The organism is Kitasatospora sp. NPDC096140 (assembly GCF_040303045.1).
Classification (GTDB): domain Bacteria; phylum Actinomycetota; class Actinomycetes; order Streptomycetales; family Streptomycetaceae; genus Kitasatospora.
Genome location: NZ_JBEOUW010000009.1, coordinates 83,974 through 97,968, shown reverse-complemented (window position 1 = coordinate 97,968; position 13,995 = coordinate 83,974). Strand labels below are relative to the sequence as shown.

Genomic DNA, 13,995 nt, shown 5'->3' with positions numbered 1-13,995 from the left:
TGCGGTTCACCAGTCGACCGGAATCCGGGCCGGGCTCCGGGTGGTGCTGCCGAGCTGCCACGCGAGCTCCGCGACCGGGGTGGTGAGGCGCAGGCCGGGCAGGGCGGCGGCCAGGCGCCGGAGGGACTCGCGCATTTCGAGGCGGACGCGCCAGGCGCCGATGCAGTAGTGCGGACCGGCGCTGAAGGCGAGGGTGGGCGCGGCGAGGGGGAGGTCGAGGTCGGCGTCGAGGCCCTCGGGGTAGACGTCCGGGTCGCGGTTGGCGCTGCCGAGGCTGATGGCGACGACGGCGTCGGCCGGGATGGTGGCACCGCCGAGTTCGATCGGGGCGGTGGCGCGGCGGATGGTCGCCTCGTCGTCGCCGAGCGGGATGAAGTGCAGCAGGCGTTCGGCGGTCCGCTCGGCGGTGTCCGGGTCGGCGAGCCGGGGCCAGTGCTCGGCGCGTTCGCCGAGGAGGTAGACGAGGGCGTTGCCGAGGGCGCCGGCGACGCTCTCGTTGCCGCTGGCGGTGAGGCCGGCGACGAGGTGGACGAGGGACTCCTCGGGGATGCCGCCGTCGTGGTCGGCGGCCTGGACGAGGCGGCTGACCAGGTCGTCGCCGGGCTCGCGGCGGCGGCGTTCGATCAGCTCGGTGGTGAACGCGCCGTACTCGGCGAGGGCTTCGGCGTGGTCTTCGGCGTCGTCCGCGTCCGCCTCGCCGTGCGCGGCGTCGTCCGCGCTCGTGTCACCGTCCGCCTCGCCGTCCCCGTCCCGGTCCGCGGAACCGTCCGCGGGACCGTCGCCCGGGGCGCCGCCCTGGGCGAGCAGCGCGAGGGTCCAGCGGTGCAGCCGTTCCTCGTCCAGGCTGTCCGGACCGTCGCCGTCGAGCCCCATCAGCCGGGTGGTGACGGCGAACGGCACCGGCCGGGTGAACGCGGCGACGAGGTCGGCCGGCGGGCCTGCCGCGACCAGCGCGTCCACCGACTGCTGGACGGCCGCCGCGACCCAGGGCTGCCAGCCGGCGATGGCGCGCGGGGTGAAGGCCCGCTGGACGGTGGCGCGCAGGCGGCGGTGGGCGGGGCCGTCCTGGTTGAACAGGGACGCCGGGTTGGCGGCGACGTCGGCGGTGGCGCCCGCGGTGCCCACGTCGTGCAGGTCGGCCCGGGTGATCCGGGGGTCGCCGAGGACCTGCCGGACGTCGTGGTAGCGGGTGACCAGCCAGGCGGGGGTGCCGTCGGGGAGGGTGGTCGGGTGGGGCGGCCGGACGGGGGAGACGGGGAGCCGGTGGAGCGGGGGGAGGGCGGTCCTGGTGGCGGCGGGGGAGTCCATGGGTCCCTTCGGGGGTCGGCGGGCGGCGGGCGGCGGGTGGGCGGCCCGGCTGGTCGACGGGAGAAGGGAGTGGGGAGTGGGGAGTGGGGAGTAGGAGAACGGACGATCCAACTGTCATATTTTCATGGGGAATTGGAGGCTTAGGGCGCTTCTCCCGTTGTGCCCGATGGTATGCCCCCGAACAGCGCGCCGGGCAGGAACGGCCGCAGCGCGCCCAGGACGGCGCCGATGCAGGCGTCGCGCAGCTCGTCGCGGGTGCAGCTCTCCTCGGTCAGCCAGTCGATGACCAGCACCCGGACGAACACCAGCCAGCTGCGCAGGATCTGTGACACGGCCCGCCGCGCCGTCTCGTCCGCGAGCGGGAGGACGCCGAGCAGTCGGCCACGCAGGGCGTCGAGCTCCTCGGTGATGATCGTCTGGATCACCTGGTCCCCGGCCAGGACCCGGTTGGCGGCGAGCACGGCGTGCCGGTTGGCGACGAAGTAGTCCAGGTGGGCGTCCATGCCCTCGACCAGCTGCTCGATCAGGGAGTCGGCGGGATCGAACCGGGACTTGGCGAGCAGCTCGTCGGCCGCCTGCCGGTAGACCTCGGCGAACAGGTCGTGCTTGCTCGGGAAGTGACGGTAGAGCAGCGCACGCGAGACCCCGGCCTGCTCGGCGACCTCCTCCATCAGCACCTCCTCGTACGGGCGGGCGGCGAAGAGCCGGGCGCCGACGGAGAGCAGCTGGGCGCGCCGCTCGGCGGGGGAGAGCCGGCGGCGTCGTTCGTGGACTGGCATGCGCGCCAGGTTACTTGACACGTGTCCACTGGTGGTCGAGCTTAGTAGACGCGTGTCAACTAGGGCGTGCGTCGTGAGGGCGCATGCCGGTGAGCGCGTGCGTCGAGCGGGCGCGCTCCGACGGGACCGACGACGGGTGGACGGGTCATGGCCAAGACGCTGCGGGTGCTCGTGTGGGCGATGGGGGTCGCCGATGTGGCGATCGGGTTCTTCCACATCCTGGTGGGGAACGCCGCGGTGCCCGGGGCCGCGGACGCCGGCCCCACGATCGACAGCTTCGGCCGCTTCATGGGCGCGATCTTCGCGGGGTACGGCGCCGCCTGGATCTGGGCCGCCCGGCAGGCGCCGGTGCCGGCCCGGGTGGTGCGGTGGCTGGCGGCGGTGTTCCTGCTGGGCGGCCTCGGGCGGGTGCTGTCCATTGCGGTGGACGGGTGGCCGCACGGCTTCCAGGTGGTGCTGATGGGGATCGAACTCGGGCTCGCGCCGGTCTACTTCTGGCTCGCCGACGCGGACGAACGGGCGCGGGCCGAGGCGTCGTCGCGGCTCTCCGCCCCGGCTCAGGCCACCGGGGCGTAGCCCCCGGGGTGCCCGGCGGCGCCCGGGTCGGTGGCACCCGGGTCGGCGGCGCCCGGGTCGGTGGCACCCGGGTCGCCGGTGGCGCCGGTCAGCGCGACGTAGCCGTCCGGCCGGACGAGGACGACGGCGCCGCCGCGCAGCCCGTACGCCCGCGCCAGGTGGCCGTCGGGGTCGAGGACGGCGGCCCGGCGCAGCTCGACGGAGCGCAGGTCGGGCAGGTCGGGCAGGTCGGGCAGGTCGACCGGACCGGGCGGACCGGCCGGATCGGTGGGCCCGCCGATGGTCAGCAGGGTGAAGTGCGGGCCGCGGAAGAGGTCGAACAGCCGGGTCGGCCTGCCGTCGGCGGTGGTGCAGGGCGCGTCGGGGGCGCGGTCGCCGGCCCGGATGCCGGTGGCGTCGTCGAGGTTCCGGCCGAGCGGCCCGCTCCGGTAGCCGACGGAGAGTCCGGTGAAGTCGGAGCCCGCGGCGGCCGGGTTGACGAACTGGTCGGTCAGCGCACGGGCGCCGTCCGCGCCGAACAGCGCCTTGTGCTGGGCGGAGGTGGCGGCGAGGACGGCGCGGGCGACGGGCAGGCGCTCGTCCTGGTAGCTGTCGAGCAGTGCGTCGGGCGCGCCGCGCAGGACGGCGGCCAGCTTCCAGCTCAGGTTGTGCGCGTCCTGGATGCCGGTGTTCATGCCCTGGCCGCCCGCCGCGGAGTGGCAGTGCGCGGCGTCGCCGGCGAGCAGTACCCGGCCGTCGCGGTAGCGCTCGACCATGCGGACCGTCGGCCGCCAGACGGTGGACCAGCTCGGTTCGTGCAGCGTGACCCCGGGCAGTGCGGCGCGTTCGGCGAACAGCCGGCGGAAGGTCTCCGCGGTCGGGTCGGGGATCGCGCCGTGCTCGTCCGGCGCGACGGAGGCGTGCACCGCCCAGTTGGCGTCGGCCCGCATCGGGATCATGGCCAGGGCGCCGACGCCGAGCCGGGGGTCGTTCCAGATGTGCATGGCGTCGGTGTCCAGGCCGTCGACCTCCATCGAGGCCATGAGGAATCGTTCCTCCTCCCAGGTCTCGCCGAGGAAGGGGATCCCGGTCAGTTTCCGGACGGAGCTGCGGCCGCCGTCGCAGCCGACCAGGAAGCGGGCGTCCAGCCGTTCGGTCCGGCCGGAGCGCCGGACGGTGGCCAGCACGCCGTCCGCGTCCTGGGTGAAGCCGACCAGTTCGGTGTCCGTCTCGACGGTGACGCCGAGTTCGGCGAGCCGTCCGCGCAGCACCTCCTCGGTGTGGTGCTGGCCGAGCAGCAGCATGCCGGCGTACGGGCGGTCGGGGGTGGGGCGGTTGCCGGGTGCCGGGTCCACCTCGCCGACGAGCCGACTCCCCTCGTACGTCCGGACCTTGAGGTCGAGCGTGCCGCGGTCGAGGATCGCGTCCACGACGCCGAGGTCGTCGAACACCTCCAGTGTGCGCGGGTTGATCCCCTTGCCGCGGACGCCGCGGTCGCGGAACTGCGGCTCCCGCTCGATGACGCGGCAGTCCACCCCGGCGCGGGCCAGCCCGAGGGCGAGCGCGAGGCCCACCGGGCCGGCGCCGACCACCAGGACCTCGGCCCGGCCGGTGTCGCCGGCGGGTCGTGCGGCGTGCGGGGTGGTGCGTTCGGTGTGCGCGGCGTGCGTGGTGTGCGGGGTGGTGCGTGTGGCGTTGTGCGTGACAGCAGGCGTGACGTTGCGCATGACGGACCCCCTGGGTACCCATCCATCCGGCCATAAGATACGGCGCGTTTCTTGTCTCTGACTGTAGACTCGAATCGATAAGAAACGCAACGTATCTACGAGAGTGGGTGCGACGGACGCGGGAGGCGCGGGACCCGGTGGTGAGCGAGAGAGCGGGATCGGGATCGGCAACCGGACCGGCGGCGGGGCCGGCCGGCGCGTCACGGCGGCGCGGGAGCGAGCTGGAACGGGCGATCCTGGACGCCGTCTGGGCCGAACTCGCCGACCACGGGTACGACCGGCTCACCATGGAAGGCGTCGCCGCCCGGGCGCGGACCAGCAAGCCGGTGCTCTACCGCCGCTGGCCGAACCGGGCCGCCCTGGTCATCGCCGCCCTCGGCCGCAACGCCCCCGACTACCAGGAGCCGCCGGACACCGGCGAGTTGCGCACCGACCTCGCACTCTTCATGGCCAGTCTGCTGCACCGCTTCGACGACCTGCCGACCGACGCCGTCCACGGCTTCCTGGTCGACCTGCTGCGCGATCCCGAACTGCGGGCCGGCTTCACCGGCGGGCTCACCGCCGAGGGGCCGGTCGGCAGCCTGGGCGCGATGATGCGCCGCGCGGCCGACCGGGGCGAGATCAACCCCGACCGGATCACCCCGCGCGTCGTCTCGCTCCCGCTCGACCTGCTGCGCGACGCCTTCCTGACGGGCGGCGCCGTACCGTCCGACGACGTGGTGGCGGAGGTACTGGACGAGGTCGTGATGCCGCTGCTGCGCTCCCCGTCCGGGAACTGACGGTCAGTCGGTCCCGCCGCGCACCGATCCCACCGGCCCGCCGGGCATCGATCCCGTCGACCCGTCAGGCCTGGCCTATGCTCGGGGCCCATCGAACGTGCGTCCGCGAGGAGGGTCCGAAGCATGAGCGGCACCGTGGTGGCGGTCAGCAGCAACGCCGAGTACGCGTTCACCAAGCCGAACCGGGCCGGCATCAGGTTGCTCGCCGGGCTCGGCGTGGAGGGCGATGTGCACGCCGGGGTGACGGTCAGGCACCGCTCGCGCGTCGCCCAGGACCCGACCCTGCCCAACCTGCGGCAGGTCCACCTGATCCACCGCGAACTGCTCACCGAGCTCGCCGGATCCGGGTTCGACGTGGCGCCGGGTGCGCTCGGCGAGAACATCACCACCGAGGGCGTGGACCTGCTCGGCCTGCCGGTCGGCGCGCTGCTGCGGATCGGTCCGGAGGCCGAGGTGGAGATCACCGGCCTGCGCAACCCGTGCGCACAGATCGAGAACTACCGGACGGGCCTTCTGAAGCAGGTTGTCGGCCGCGCCGCGGACGGGACGATCGTCCGCCGGGCCGGGATCATGGGCACCGTCCGTACGGGCGGCGCGGTCCGGCCCGGCGACGCGATCGCCGTCGAACTGCCGGACGGGCCGCACCGGGCGCTCGACCGGGTCTGACGGTCCGCGACCCGGGCTCAGGCCGTGCCCGGGCGCGACGGTTCACGACCGGACGTCAGGGCCGTGCGGGCCGTCAGCGCGGCGGTTGCCCGTCGACCCGGCGCAGGTCGTAGAGGTGCGACTTCCCGGCCTTCCGGCTGTGCCAGGCGCAGAGCGGCGGGACCGGCTCCCCGGTCGTTCCCCCGGGCAGCGGCGCGGAGTCGGGCGCCCCGGCGGCGTCGACGGTGCACCAGCTGCGCTCGGGCGGCCGGCGGCACCAGACGTCCAGGTCGGTCCGCTTGAACGACGGCCGGCCGTGGAAGGTGCCGTCCTGGTCGAAGTGGTAGACCAGACCGTCCAGTCGGCGGACGAACTCGATCGACGCCGCGGCGGATCCCCCAACTCGTCTGCCCCGCAGGCCCGAAGGGCTTCGAGGATACCCCTGGTCCGATACCCCCCACCCGTACCCGGCTTCCGCCTCCCCGGGGTTCCACTCTCCCGGGTTCGGCCGTGGGCCCGTTCTCGCGGGCCCCGTGCGCGGAGCGGGTGTCGTGCCGGTCGGATCAGGACCGGACGAGGCGGGCGATCGCCTGGTTGGCCTCGCGGATCTTGACGCCCGCCTCCTGGCCGCCCTCGGCGATGGCGTCGCGGACGCAGCACTCGATGTGCTCGTCCAGGAGTTGGAGGGCGAAGGACTGGAGTGCGCGGCTGGCGGCGGAGACCTGGGTGAGGACGTCGATGCAGTAGGTGTCCTGCTCGACCATGCGCTGCAGGCCGCGGATCTGTCCCTCGATGCGGCGGAGCCGCTTGAGGAAGTCGTCCTTGTGGGAGCTGTAGCTGGCCATGGCCGTCTCCGGTTCCTGTGCGGTGAGGAGGGTGCTCACTCTACCGGCGCGCTCCGGCGGGGGAGTCGGCCCGGACGGGCGGTGGCGCCCGCCCGTCCGTCCGGGCCTCGGGGGTCAGCCGTCGAGGCGGCCGACCAGGTCGTAGCCGGCCTCGTCGACGGCGGCGGCCACGTCGGCGTCGGCCAGCGGCCGGGTGCTGCCGACGGTGACCCTGCCGGAGGCGAGGTCCACGGCGACGTCGGTGACGCCCTCGACCTTCTTCAACTCGGCCGTGACCGAGGTGACGCAGTGGCCGCAGGTCATGCCCTTGACCTGGAAGGCCGAGGTCAGGGCGGACGCGTCCTCGGGGGCCGCGCCGGCGCCGGTGCTGCACGAGCCGCAGCAGGAGGAGGCCCCGGCGGTGGTCGACTCGACGGTGAGGGTGGTCTCGCTGGTCTCGCTCATGGGTGTGCTCCTGTCGTCAGTGCCCCGGCGCCTTCCGGAGTGGCCCGGTCGGCCGGCTGCTTCCTTCATGAGAGAAGGTACCATACCCCCCTAGGGTATCCAAGGGAGCGGGCGGGCCCCTGTTCGGCGGCCGCCTCCACCCGGCCCCGGATGCGTCAACGCCGCGCTGTGGCGCCCCTGTTGCGGGTGGTCGGGCAGGGTGGGAGGGCGCCGTCCCGACCCCGCCCACCACACGAGGTGAACCCCATGGACCAGACCACCCGACCCGGCCCGCGCGGCCTGCGCGAGATCCTCGCCGCCGGCGAACGGACGTACTCCTTCGAGTTCTTCCCCGCCAAGGACGACTCCGGCGAGCGCGCCCTGTGGGCCGCGATCCGGCGGGTGGAGGCGGCCGCGCCGACCTTCGTCTCGGTCACCTACGGTGCCGGCGGCTCCTCGCGCGACCGCACCATCGAGACCACCGAGCGGATCGCCGCACAGACCACGCTGCGCCCGGTCGCCCACCTGACCGCCGTCGGCCACTCCACCGCCGAACTGCAGGCCGTCCTGCGGCGCTACGCGGACGTCGGGATCCGTGACGTGCTCGCCCTGCGCGGCGACCCGCCCGGCAACCCCAACGGCGTCTGGGAGCAGCACCCGCAGGGCCTGCGGCACGCCGTCGACCTGGTCCGGCTGGTCAAGCAGTGCGGCGCGTTCACCGTCGGCGTGGCGGCCTTCCCCGAGCGCCACCCGCGCTCCGCGGACTGGGACGACGACGTCCGGCACTTCGTCGCCAAGTGCCGGGCGGGCGCCGACTACGCCGTCACCCAGATGTTCTTCGAGGTCGAGCACTACCTGCGGCTGCGGGACCGGCTGGCCGCGGCGGGCTGCGGGACCCCGGTCATCCCGGAGATCATGCCCGCCACCGACGTGCGCCAGATCAGCCGCTTCGCCGAGCTCAGCGGGGCGTCCTTCCCGGCCGGCCTGGCGCTGCGGCTGGAGGCGGCCCGCGGCGACCGGGCGGCCGCGCACCGCATCGGCGTCGACCACGCCACCCGGATGGCCGAGCGCCTACTGAGCGAGGGCGCGCCCGGCCTGCACTACATCACCCTGAACCGCTCCACCGCCGCACTGGAGATCCACCGCAACCTCGGGCTCGACCGGCCGGCGGGGGAGGAGGCGCCGGCTCCGGAGGCCCGGCCGCTGATCGGCAGCCGCATCTGACGCGAGCGCGCGCGGCGATCACGTGACCGGGGGCGTCCGGTCGGACTTCCTCACGTCGAGCGGGAGCCCTTGATCAGTGCACGGTGACCTGGATGCTCTTGGAGATATCGCACCTTTCCAAGTCGTACGTCGGTACGCCGTCGTGGCAGCCCCCCTCGCCGAACAACCACGTCAGTGTGGTGGTTCCGGGCGCCAGGGCGGTGAAGGTCAGGTCGAACTCGGAGCCGCAGCCCGCTTTGGGCTCGTCCGTGGGGCAGGGAGTGATGACGAAGTCCTTGCCGGGGCGCAGCACGCTGCCGTCGCCCGCCGAGGAGAGGTACCACCACAGTGGCCGGGCACCCCCGGTCGTCCTGACACCGAGCTGCTGTCCGACCGCCAGGGTCACCGTGCTGGGCGGGTACGGGGACCGGCCGTCTCCCGCGTCGTCGGGGAGGGAAACCTCCACCTGCGGCCGGGTGGCGGTGGCGGCCGCGGGACCGGCCGGGTCGGAGTCGGACCACCAGTCGTCGAGGTAGGAGAAGAGCAGCAGGGCGACGGCCACGAGTGCCACCACGCTCGTGATGGTTCGGCGCATCAGGTGTTCCCTTCCCGGACGTGGCGACGCATGGCGATCAGGAGCGCTACCTCGGCCAGCCAGCGTGCGAACAGGACCTCGCGGCCGAGGTCCGCCCCGCCGGCCGCGGCGGCGCGCAGCCAGCCGCGGACCAGCTCGCCCGGTTCCCGGCCGATCACCGGTTCGGGCAGGTCGAGCGCGGCGGCGAAGCCGCCGGCGCGCACGTACTGGGCCAGGACGCCCAGGGGGTCGGGGCCGATGCGCAGGGCCTCGGCCTGGTAGGAGGCGGCGATGGCCGCCTCGCCGAAGAGCACCCGGCGCGGGACTCCGTCGATCAGCAGGCCGCGGGTGAGGGCGGACTCGACGTCGTAGCCGGTCATCAGTTCGGTGTCGGGGAGGAAGTCGGTCATTTCGGAAGCTCCGCGCCGTAGGGCCGGTTGATCTTCGCATCGCCGGTGAGGCCACCGGTATTGATGCTGTTGTGGATGAACTGGTCCTCGGTGACCCACACCGACTGGCCCCAGGGGTTGTAGACCTGCAGGCGGTCGCCGTCCCGGGCCACGATCACCATCTGGTGGTAGCCGCCGTCCTTGCCGGCCGCCTTGCTGGCCTCGTCGAAGGCGCAGAACGGCACCGGCTTGCCCTCGTCCAGGGCCTTCTCGATCCGGGTGACGGCCGCGCGCCGGTCGTCGTCGGTGTCCAGGTTGACGTACTCGTAGGTCGAGCCCGTGGCCTTCCCGAGGTTCTGGTTGGCGAGGAAGGTGTTGCCCTTGGGGCCGATTCCGCCGCCGTTCTCCGGGTAGACCTTGGTGCCGCCGTCGGCCAACTGGCCCTGCTGGTACTGGCCGATGAAGAGCTGCTGGAGGCGCTGCTGGAAGTACTGGGGCGAGTCGGCTCCCGGGACGTCGGTCATGTTGCCGGTGGTGAGCTGCAGCATCGTCACCGGGTCGAGCTTGAGGCTCGCGACCATCGTGGAGGCGGCTACGCAGTCGCCGACGTTGCGCTGGCTGTAGATGTCGTAACCGTCGACGATCTGGGTGCCCTTGTAGTTCAGGAGGATCGTGTGGGTGGTGGACTCCTCCTGCAGGGGGTCCGTGGCGAGCGCCGGGACCAGGTGTTCGGACAGCCAGCGCGGGTCGTCGCCGTGGGGGTGGATCAGCGCGGCGAACTGCTGGACGTCGGCCACCGGGTGGCCGGCCGCCAGGGCCTTCCAGAGGTAGGCGGCCTCCTCCGGCGACTTGGCGTCGGACAGGAGCTTCTGGAAGGCCAGCTGGTCGGTGCCGTTCATCACGGACATGAACTGCTTGGCGCGGTCGAGCTGGCCGTCCGTCAGGATGTAGTCGCCGTCCGCACCGCCGCCGGGGCCCTTCTCGTTCGCCAGCACCAGCGCCGCGAGGGGGTCGATCGGCCCCTGTCCGGCGCGCTCGGTGCGGGCCCTGGCGGCGAGCTGGTTGAGCATGCTCGCGGCGTGGGTGCCGCTGCTCTCCGCCCGCTGGGCGGCCGAGATCCTGGTTCCCACGGCCGTGTTGGCGGGTTCGATGGCGGCGATGGCCTTGCCCATGTCGAAGGCGTCGTGGGCGAGGGACTTCTGCACGTTCTCCAGGGCGGTCACGCCCTGCGCGTCGGTGCTCTGGGCCCCTTCCAGGTTGTCCGCCCAGGTGTTCAGCTCGGTGGCGGCCTGCTCCAACGACTTCTGGGAGACGCTCAGTTCGTTCGCCAGCGCCCGGATGGACTGGGTGGCGTTCTCGGCGACCGAGCCGGTCCAGGCGTTCGGCAGCCGGTTGTCGGCGACCTCCCCGAGGTCGGTGGACGCCTTGGCGTAGGCCTTGGCGGTCTCCGCGTACGCCTTGGCCCGCTCACGTATCGCGCCCGGGTTCCCGGCCGGCCGGGGCACGGCCAGGGCCTTGCCGATCGCGCCGAGCAGTGCGGGGCCGATGAAGAGGCCGCCGCCGGGGTGGGTGATGGCCTGCTGCGCCTTCTGCAGGTCCGCGACCTTGCTCATCGCGTCTGCGCCGGGGTCAGCGACGCGGCGAGCTTCGACTCCGCGGCGCGGTAGTTGGCGTTGGTGGCCGACATCTTCTGGACCAGTTGCGCCACGGCGCGCTGGGTGACGTGCAGTTCCTGGCTCCAGTTGCTGTCGAAGCCCGCCCATGCCAGGTCCACGCCGAACTCGCCGAAGTCGGCGGACTGGACGGGCGTCTGCGCGGTGTAGGACTGGTTGGCCGAGGCCAGGTCGGTCGCGACGTTGTTGAGTGCCGTCGTCACGTGCTCCAAGGCGTCGGGCTGGACGGTGTACCCCACCGAGTCGGGCATCGGCTGCTCTCCCCCAAGAAGCTCCATGGCTCGCCGTGATCGGACGAGCACGGTCGACGAGCATAGACGTAACCGGGGGAGCGCCGGTTCCGGGGTCGGTCCGGGGAGGGATGTCGGCGCGCCACGCAGGCCAATACCCCGTACGGGTATATCGTGGCCGCGCCCAGCGGACTCCCACGGCACGGTGCCCGGCCCGGGCGCCAACCGGGAAGGCGGACCACCATGCACGCGATCCTGCACGCGCTGTCCATCGCCGGATCGATGACCTGGGAGATCACCTGGGCGCTGATCCTCGGCTTCCTGCTCTCCGCCGTCGTCCAGGCCGTCGTCCACAAGGCCACCGTGGTCCGGCTGCTCGGTGACGACCGCCCCCGCACCCTCGCCGTCGCCGCCGGCCTCGGCGCGGCCTCCTCGTCCTGCTCCTACGCCGCCGTCGCCCTGGCCCGCTCACTGTTCCGCAAGGGCGCGGACTTCACCGCGGCGATGGCGTTCGAGATCGCCTCGACCAACCTGGTCATCGAACTCGGCATCATCCTGGCCCTGCTGCTCGGCTGGCAGTTCACGGCAGCCGAGTTCGTCGGCGGGCCGGTGATGATCCTGGTGCTCGCGGTGCTGTTCCGGCGGCTGCTGACCGACCGGCTGCTGCGGGAGGCCCGCGAGCAGGCCGAGCACGGCCGGGCGGGCTCGATGGAGGGCCACGCGGCGATGGACATGTCGGTGGCGGGGGAGGGCTCCTTCGCCCGCCGGCTGCTCACGGGGAAGGGATTCACCTCGGTCTCCCACGTCTTCGTGATGGAGTGGGCGGCGATCCTGCGGGACCTCGTCCTCGGCCTGCTCATCGCCGGCGCCATCGCCGCCTGGGTGCCCGACTCCTTCTGGCAGTCGTTCTTCTTCGTCGACCACCCGCTCGCGAGCAAGCTCTGGGGCCCACTGGTCGGCCCGCTGGTGGCGATCGCGTCGTTCGTCTGCTCGATCGGCAACGTGCCGCTGGCGGTGGTGCTGTGGAAGGGCGGGATCAGCTTCGGCGGAGTGGTCGCGTTCATCTTCGCGGACCTGCTGATCCTGCCGATCCTGAACATCTACCGGAAGTACTACGGTCGGCGGACGGCGCTGTTCCTGCTCGGCACCTTCTACGTGGCGATGGTCCTCGCCGGCTACTTCGTCGAGCTCGTCTTCGGTGCCCTCGGCCTGATCCCGGACAACCGCGACGTGGAGATCCCGATGTCCGGCGTCCAGTGGAACTACACGACCTGGCTCAACATCGTCTTCCTGCTGCTCGCCGCCGCCCTGCTGGTCCGCTTCTTCCGCACCGGCGGCCGGGCGATGCTCCGCATGATGGGCAGCGCCCCCGACGCGGGCGGGTGCACGGGCCACGGTCACCACTGATGAGGTTTGCGCGAGAAGTCGGCCAGGCCGACTTCTCGCGCAGGGAGTTCAGACGCTGGGGATGTCCCCGGTCTTGATGGCGGTGACGAACGCCGTCCATGCGTCGGAGGGGAAGACGAGCGCGGGGCCGTTGGGGTCCTTGGAGTCGCGGACCGGGACGGTGTCAAGGAAGCCGTCCGCGACCTCGACACAGTTCCCCTGGTTGGCGCTGAACTTGCTCTTGCGCCATACGGCACGGCTCAGATCCATAGCACTCCGATCGGTGTCCTTCGCGTAACTGCCGTTGAACTCGCGTGGGAAGTCGGACGGGCCGACTTCCCACGCGGGGTTGTTCACGCGCTGGGGATGTCCCCGGTCTTGATGGCGGTGAGGAAGGCCGTCCAGGCGTCGGTGAGGAAGGCGAGCGTCGGGCCGTTGGGGTCCTTGGAATCTCGTACGGCCATTCCACCGACGGTGATGTGCCCTGTTTCTACGCACTCAGTCGCCTGAGCGCTGTAGCTGCTCTTGTACCAGCCCCGAGCTGAGATCTCCGGCATGGTTACACTCTCACCCTCTTGTCGGATCCGGCACTCACGTCTCTGCCGCGATGGCGGTGATCATATCGAGCGACTGGGTCGGGTTCAGGGCTGACGACCGCAGGTAGTCGAAGACGAGCCCGTAGCCGGCCAGCTCCGCCTCTTTCTCCAGGTAGTGACTGCTGGTCAGCGTCTCCAGGGCCACCGCGCCGGAAGTGGACGAGTCCGTGAACCCGAGCATCACGAACCCGCCGCACGCTCCGGCAACTGCCCCCACCTCCAGTGGCACGACCTGCATTGTGAGGTTGGGGAGCTGCGATGCCTCGGCGAGGTAATGCAACTGTGCTCGGTGTACGTCAGCCCCACCCACAGGGCATCGGAGGGCGGGTTCCCAGATGATTGCCCAGAAGCGTGCCGGGTCCGGCTTGGTCAAGACCGCCTTGCGTTCCATTCGCACCTTGACCAACTGATCGATGCGCTCCGGCCGAACAGCGGCGGGGTTCGCTTCCAGCAAAGCCTGGGCGTAGTCCTCGGTCTGCAAGAGGCCTGGGATGACCAGAGGTTGCCACGTTCGGATGTACCGGGCGTCGCCCTCCAGGTCAAGGTAGTTGGCGTAGGCGGGCGGAATCGTGTCGCCGTAGTCGTGCCACCAGCCGCGCTTCTTGCTTTCCCGAGCGAGTGTTTCGAGGGCGTCCCTGTCCCGGGGCTCGGTCACTCCATAGACGTCCAGCAGGATGCCGAGGTCCAAACGCCGGATCCCGACAACGCCGGTCTCTATGCGGCTGATCTTCGCGCGCGAGCACTTCAGAGCACCTGCGGCGTCGTCTGTGCTCTTGCTCGCCGACTCCCGAAGCCGGCGAAGCTCTGAGCCAAGACGGCGGCCGCGCACGGTCGGCCTTGATTCGTCAGTCACGGCGTTCCTTCCCTGAGGCCTGTCCAGTCT

At 72.1% G+C, this 13,995-nt stretch carries 17 protein-coding genes; 5 read left to right on the top strand and 12 right to left on the bottom strand.

Annotated elements, in window-relative coordinates:
- Positions 1-6 precede the first annotated feature (6 nt).
- Positions 7-1,308, bottom strand: a complete 1,302-nt coding sequence (locus ABT048_RS11620) for a cytochrome P450 (RefSeq protein WP_350521165.1) — start codon at positions 1,306-1,308, stop codon at positions 7-9.
- Between the two features lie 140 nt (positions 1,309-1,448).
- On the bottom strand, positions 1,449-2,087 hold the full coding sequence (locus tag ABT048_RS11615) for a TetR/AcrR family transcriptional regulator (protein WP_350521164.1): 639 nt from the start codon (positions 2,085-2,087) through the stop codon (positions 1,449-1,451).
- Positions 2,088-2,234: 147 nt separating this feature from the next.
- Here ABT048_RS11615 and ABT048_RS11610 point away from each other — a divergent pair, with 147 nt between their 5' ends.
- Positions 2,235-2,663, top strand: a complete 429-nt coding sequence (locus tag ABT048_RS11610; RefSeq protein ID WP_350521163.1) for a DUF4345 domain-containing protein — start codon at positions 2,235-2,237, stop codon at positions 2,661-2,663.
- Here the strand turns inward: ABT048_RS11610 and ABT048_RS11605 are convergent.
- Entirely contained in the window at positions 2,645-4,369 is a 1,725-nt protein-coding gene (locus tag ABT048_RS11605) for an FAD-dependent monooxygenase (RefSeq protein ID WP_350521162.1), read from the bottom strand. The genes ABT048_RS11610 and ABT048_RS11605 overlap by 19 nt on opposite strands.
- A 140-nt stretch (positions 4,370-4,509) precedes the next feature.
- Here ABT048_RS11605 and ABT048_RS11600 point away from each other — a divergent pair, with 140 nt between their 5' ends.
- Together ABT048_RS11600 and ABT048_RS11595 are read left to right on the top strand one after the other, a co-directional pair.
- On the top strand, positions 4,510-5,148 hold the full coding sequence (locus ABT048_RS11600; protein WP_350521161.1) for a TetR/AcrR family transcriptional regulator: 639 nt from the start codon (positions 4,510-4,512) through the stop codon (positions 5,146-5,148).
- A 123-nt stretch (positions 5,149-5,271) separates the two neighbouring features.
- Entirely contained in the window at positions 5,272-5,814 is a 543-nt protein-coding gene (locus ABT048_RS11595) for an MOSC domain-containing protein (RefSeq protein ID WP_350521160.1), read from the top strand.
- Between the two features lie 542 nt (positions 5,815-6,356).
- Here ABT048_RS11595 and ABT048_RS11590 read toward each other — a convergent pair.
- Together ABT048_RS11590 and ABT048_RS11585 are read right to left on the bottom strand one after the other, a co-directional pair.
- Complete coding sequence (locus ABT048_RS11590) at positions 6,357-6,638, bottom strand: metal-sensitive transcriptional regulator (RefSeq protein ID WP_350521159.1); 282 nt, start codon at positions 6,636-6,638, stop codon at positions 6,357-6,359.
- Between the two features lie 114 nt (positions 6,639-6,752).
- On the bottom strand, positions 6,753-7,082 hold the full coding sequence (locus tag ABT048_RS11585) for a heavy-metal-associated domain-containing protein (protein ID WP_350521158.1): 330 nt from the start codon (positions 7,080-7,082) through the stop codon (positions 6,753-6,755).
- A gap of 246 nt (positions 7,083-7,328) precedes the next feature.
- Here ABT048_RS11585 and metF point away from each other — a divergent pair, with 246 nt between their 5' ends.
- Positions 7,329-8,285: a methylenetetrahydrofolate reductase [NAD(P)H] gene (gene metF, locus ABT048_RS11580; RefSeq protein ID WP_350521157.1), complete on the top strand. Its 957-nt coding sequence runs from the start codon at positions 7,329-7,331 to the stop codon at positions 8,283-8,285.
- A gap of 73 nt (positions 8,286-8,358) precedes the next feature.
- Here metF and ABT048_RS11575 read toward each other — a convergent pair whose 3' ends face one another.
- The 4 genes from ABT048_RS11575 to ABT048_RS11560 are packed head-to-tail and all read right to left on the bottom strand — an operon-like array spanning position 8,359 to position 11,151.
- Positions 8,359-8,859: a hypothetical protein gene (locus ABT048_RS11575; protein ID WP_350521156.1), complete on the bottom strand. Its 501-nt coding sequence runs from the start codon at positions 8,857-8,859 to the stop codon at positions 8,359-8,361.
- Complete coding sequence (locus ABT048_RS11570; RefSeq protein WP_350521155.1) at positions 8,859-9,248, bottom strand: hypothetical protein; 390 nt, start codon at positions 9,246-9,248, stop codon at positions 8,859-8,861. The genes ABT048_RS11575 and ABT048_RS11570 overlap by 1 nt, the downstream gene beginning before the upstream one ends.
- Complete coding sequence (locus ABT048_RS11565; protein ID WP_350521154.1) at positions 9,245-10,840, bottom strand: hypothetical protein; 1,596 nt, start codon at positions 10,838-10,840, stop codon at positions 9,245-9,247. The genes ABT048_RS11570 and ABT048_RS11565 overlap by 4 nt, the downstream gene beginning before the upstream one ends.
- Positions 10,837-11,151: a hypothetical protein gene (locus tag ABT048_RS11560; protein ID WP_350521153.1), complete on the bottom strand. Its 315-nt coding sequence runs from the start codon at positions 11,149-11,151 to the stop codon at positions 10,837-10,839. Before ABT048_RS11560 ends, ABT048_RS11565 begins: the two co-directional genes overlap by 4 nt.
- A gap of 222 nt (positions 11,152-11,373) precedes the next feature.
- Here ABT048_RS11560 and ABT048_RS11555 point away from each other — a divergent pair, with 222 nt between their 5' ends.
- The gene (locus ABT048_RS11555) at positions 11,374-12,537 is read left to right on the top strand and encodes a permease (RefSeq protein ID WP_350521152.1); all 1,164 of its coding nucleotides are present in this window, start codon (positions 11,374-11,376) and stop codon (positions 12,535-12,537) included.
- A 48-nt stretch (positions 12,538-12,585) separates the two neighbouring features.
- Here the strand turns inward: ABT048_RS11555 and ABT048_RS11550 are convergent, their stop codons facing one another.
- The 3 genes from ABT048_RS11550 to ABT048_RS11540 all read right to left on the bottom strand — a co-directional run bounded on the left by ABT048_RS11550 (position 12,586) and on the right by ABT048_RS11540 (position 13,965).
- Positions 12,586-12,786, bottom strand: a complete 201-nt coding sequence (locus tag ABT048_RS11550) for a DUF397 domain-containing protein (protein WP_350521151.1) — start codon at positions 12,784-12,786, stop codon at positions 12,586-12,588.
- Between the two features lie 83 nt (positions 12,787-12,869).
- Positions 12,870-13,073, bottom strand: coding sequence for a DUF397 domain-containing protein (locus ABT048_RS11545; protein WP_350521150.1), 204 nt, complete (start codon positions 13,071-13,073; stop codon positions 12,870-12,872).
- 34 nt (positions 13,074-13,107) lie between these two features.
- Positions 13,108-13,965: a helix-turn-helix domain-containing protein gene (locus ABT048_RS11540; protein WP_350521149.1), complete on the bottom strand. Its 858-nt coding sequence runs from the start codon at positions 13,963-13,965 to the stop codon at positions 13,108-13,110.
- Positions 13,966-13,995 lie beyond the last annotated feature (30 nt).

What these genes read in the sequence shown, in the direction of transcription:
- ABT048_RS11550 (WP_350521151.1), bottom strand. Translation starts at nt 12,786, where the DNA reads ATGGATCTGAGCCGTGCCGTATGGCGCAAGAGCAAGTTCAGCGCCAAC.
- ABT048_RS11595 (WP_350521160.1), top strand. Translation starts at nt 5,272, where the DNA reads ATGAGCGGCACCGTGGTGGCGGTCAGCAGCAACGCCGAGTACGCGTTC.
- metF (WP_350521157.1), top strand. Translation starts at nt 7,329, where the DNA reads ATGGACCAGACCACCCGACCCGGCCCGCGCGGCCTGCGCGAGATCCTC.
- ABT048_RS11545 (WP_350521150.1), bottom strand. Translation starts at nt 13,073, where the DNA reads ATGCCGGAGATCTCAGCTCGGGGCTGGTACAAGAGCAGCTACAGCGCT.
- ABT048_RS11560 (WP_350521153.1), bottom strand. Translation starts at nt 11,151, where the DNA reads ATGCCCGACTCGGTGGGGTACACCGTCCAGCCCGACGCCTTGGAGCAC.
- ABT048_RS11575 (WP_350521156.1), bottom strand. Translation starts at nt 8,859, where the DNA reads ATGCGCCGAACCATCACGAGCGTGGTGGCACTCGTGGCCGTCGCCCTG.
- ABT048_RS11615 (WP_350521164.1), bottom strand. Translation starts at nt 2,087, where the DNA reads ATGCCAGTCCACGAACGACGCCGCCGGCTCTCCCCCGCCGAGCGGCGC.
- ABT048_RS11590 (WP_350521159.1), bottom strand. Translation starts at nt 6,638, where the DNA reads ATGGCCAGCTACAGCTCCCACAAGGACGACTTCCTCAAGCGGCTCCGC.
- ABT048_RS11610 (WP_350521163.1), top strand. Translation starts at nt 2,235, where the DNA reads ATGGCCAAGACGCTGCGGGTGCTCGTGTGGGCGATGGGGGTCGCCGAT.
- ABT048_RS11555 (WP_350521152.1), top strand. Translation starts at nt 11,374, where the DNA reads ATGCACGCGATCCTGCACGCGCTGTCCATCGCCGGATCGATGACCTGG.
- ABT048_RS11620 (WP_350521165.1), bottom strand. Translation starts at nt 1,308, where the DNA reads ATGGACTCCCCCGCCGCCACCAGGACCGCCCTCCCCCCGCTCCACCGG.
- ABT048_RS11605 (WP_350521162.1), bottom strand. Translation starts at nt 4,369, where the DNA reads ATGCGCAACGTCACGCCTGCTGTCACGCACAACGCCACACGCACCACC.
- ABT048_RS11565 (WP_350521154.1), bottom strand. Translation starts at nt 10,840, where the DNA reads ATGAGCAAGGTCGCGGACCTGCAGAAGGCGCAGCAGGCCATCACCCAC.
- ABT048_RS11585 (WP_350521158.1), bottom strand. Translation starts at nt 7,082, where the DNA reads ATGAGCGAGACCAGCGAGACCACCCTCACCGTCGAGTCGACCACCGCC.
- ABT048_RS11570 (WP_350521155.1), bottom strand. Translation starts at nt 9,248, where the DNA reads ATGACCGACTTCCTCCCCGACACCGAACTGATGACCGGCTACGACGTC.